Genomic DNA, 2,785 nt, shown 5'->3' with positions numbered 1-2,785 from the left:
GAAAAGATGCAAGCCAGATTCCATCTTGACATGCTGGAAAATGCGCTCTATATCGAAAAAATAGCTACCAACGACACTGAACAGTATCATCTTTCACCCAGAGGTGAAGCTTATTTAGAAAACGTAAGGTCAGGTTCAAAAATATAGAAAGGTTGAGGTTATCCTCAACCAGTTTCATTTTCTGATACCAGCTGCTGCAAGGATTCCCATGAGCCCGATAAGTATCTCGAATCCCGGAGCCTTCATGGAGCTCTGCATGACTTCTGTTGCCTGCTGAGGTTCTGCAGTTTCGGTTGAATTCTGTGCGTCTGCATCATCCGGTACAGAAGCCAAAGCTATTTCCTCACTCGCACCAGCTGAGGTCTTATTGACCGCAGAGGTTGCGTTACCCGGACAATCCGGCACCTCGATGGTGAACTTTTTCTTTAAGGTAAGCTTCAGGTCGGGGCTGGCGGTGTCTTCGCTGTGGATATAAATGTCTCCATAAAGATCGAAGTCTTCATCTGCGCTTAGAACAATGTCCTTGTTGGTTGCCATGACCAGTGCATCATCATTTGTATTGAGCACCGTGCCGGGTCCACTTCCAGCATAGTTCACCCCGTTCATGATATCAGGCACTGTGAAGCCTTCCACATCGAACACACCGTAAGCATCACCGTTGTTGATCTTGATTGTATCTCCTCTTAAGAACACATAGTTCAGTACCACAAGGTCACTATCCATCCCTTTGAAAACAGAATCTACATAACAATAGAAGACCGGCTTGTCGTTCTCATCCTTGTAAACGTATGTCTTTTCCTGCTTTGTCAGGTCCATATCAGTTGAAACCACGGCAGTATCTACGATTTCACCTTTCTTCTTAAGTTCCAGATACACCTTATTTCCTTCCACATCTATCTGCTGTACCACAAGAGACCAGCCACCCGGAAGCTGCCATTCCTCTCCGGCGAACATGTTTTTCTTCTCATCACTGTCCATGAATATTCTGGCGATCTCGTCAGGCTTACAACCTTTTGAAAGATCGGATGGGTCCGCAGGCATTGCCATGTGCTGGGCGCCGAAGAGGCCCATAAGGTAATACTTTTCCAGGTCACAGCCATCTGCAATGAAAGTCTTTCCTTCATCCAGATCAGCGATCTTGGTCTTCTTCATTTGAGGTTTGCTCACATAATAAAGATCACCTGAAGGTACTTTATCCCCAAGCCGGATAGTAGAAGAAGAATTCCAGGTATTGTGGATATAGAACAATTCACTGGACAGGCCTGGCTTTATCTGGTACCATAAGGCTGGAAAGCTGTTCGCATCCCAGTAGAGATCGCCTGCTGATATGGCCGGGTCTTTGTTATCATATACGGAACTTCTTATCTCATAAGTCACATTTTCTGCGCTTACTGGTATCATTATAGCCATGAAAAACAATACCACTAATATACCATTTGATTTTTTCATTTAAAGTACCCCTGAATGGAAATAGCACAATATATTGAAAGACAATTTGTCAGATCCAACTTGTTTATTGCACGGTTACTAGCTGAAACATAATATTTAGTATGATAACAATATCAATTTGTGTTACGCCTATTTTACCATTAAAATTAAGATATATAAGAGTTTTCATTTTAATTAATGTTAAAAAACACAAAATTATTAATACTTAATTGGAGTAACCAATTCATCTAAATGTCAGAGGAACAATACAAATGAAAATAAAAGACACATATAAAATTTTTATAATTACTGCACTGGTAATCGCTTCTACTTTATGTGCAGGTTGCATGAACAGCTCATCGACCAGCCAGAGCGGACCGGACGATCATAATGATTTTATTGCTGTGACAGATGCCCTTGGAAGGACCGTGGAAGTGCCCAGATCACCTGATCATGTCATCTGCTCCGGTTCCGGAGCCCTTAGATATCTCACTTACCTTGAAGCCCAAGACAGAATAGTTGCTGTTGACAGCATCGAAACAGAGAGATCAAAATTCGATGCCAGGCCTTACGCACTTGCAAATCCCCAGTTCAAAGAGTATCCTGTTTTCGGGGAATTCAGAGGTAATGACGATCCTGAAAAGATACTTGCACTTGACCCGCAGCCTCAGGTAATCTTCAAAATGTATTCCACATCGGGATACGATCCTGCAGAACTGCAGAAAAAGACCGGTATCCCTGTAATAGCCCTGAACTACGGTGATATGGTCAACAACAGGGCTGACATGTACAACTCACTCCGCATAATGGGAGAGGTAATGGGTAAAGAGGATCGGGCCGAAGAGCTCATTGCCTTCTTTGACAGCACCATCGCAGACCTGAACGAGCGCACTGCGGGTGTCCCCGAAGAAGAGAAGATCACATGTTATGTTGGCGGTATAGCCCGCTCAGGCCCGCACGGTTTCCAGTCAACAGAGCCAACGTACCCGCCATTCCTCTTCACCAATGCAAAGAACGTGGCATATGATCCTATGAACCTCACCACAGCAGAGGTTTCTAAGGAAAGCATACTTGGATGGGACCCTGAGATAATATTCGTGGATCTCTCGACAACCCAGTCAGAAGACAAGTCCAGCGCTCTGTACCAGTTGCAGAACGATGTGTCGTACAGGAAGCTCACAGCAGTAAAAACAGGAGAGGTTTACGGAGTGCTCCCCTACAACTGGTACACACAGAACCAGGGATCTGTGCTTGCTGATGCCTATTTTGCAGGCAAGCTCCTGTATCCTGAGAGGTTTGAGGATGTGAACCTGGAGAACAAGACCATCGAGATATATACATTCCTGGTTGGAAGGGG

Annotated in this window: 2 protein-coding genes; one reads left to right on the top strand and one right to left on the bottom strand. The window is 44.5% G+C overall.

All coding sequences use genetic code 11. The features are described from left to right. Window positions 1-174 precede the first annotated feature (174 nt). On the bottom strand, window positions 175-1,449 hold the full coding sequence (locus tag AB7U21_RS11670; protein ID WP_428389240.1) for an S-layer protein domain-containing protein: 1,275 nt from the start codon (window positions 1,447-1,449) through the stop codon (window positions 175-177). A gap of 251 nt (window positions 1,450-1,700) precedes the next feature. On the opposite strand from AB7U21_RS11670, the gene AB7U21_RS11665 reads away from it, so the two are divergent. After that, window positions 1,701-2,785: iron ABC transporter substrate-binding protein (locus AB7U21_RS11665; protein ID WP_428389238.1), on the top strand; the 1,085-nt coding region annotated here is incomplete at its 3' end.

This window comes from Methanomethylovorans sp., from assembly GCF_050177135.1.
In the GTDB taxonomy this organism is placed as follows: Archaea; Halobacteriota; Methanosarcinia; order Methanosarcinales; family Methanosarcinaceae; genus Methanomethylovorans.
Note: the sequence above shows the minus strand (reverse complement) of the source record. Positions and strands in the feature narration are given on the sequence as shown.

What these genes read in the sequence shown, in the direction of transcription:
- AB7U21_RS11670 (WP_428389240.1), bottom strand. Translation starts at nt 1,449, where the DNA reads ATGAAAAAATCAAATGGTATATTAGTGGTATTGTTTTTCATGGCTATA.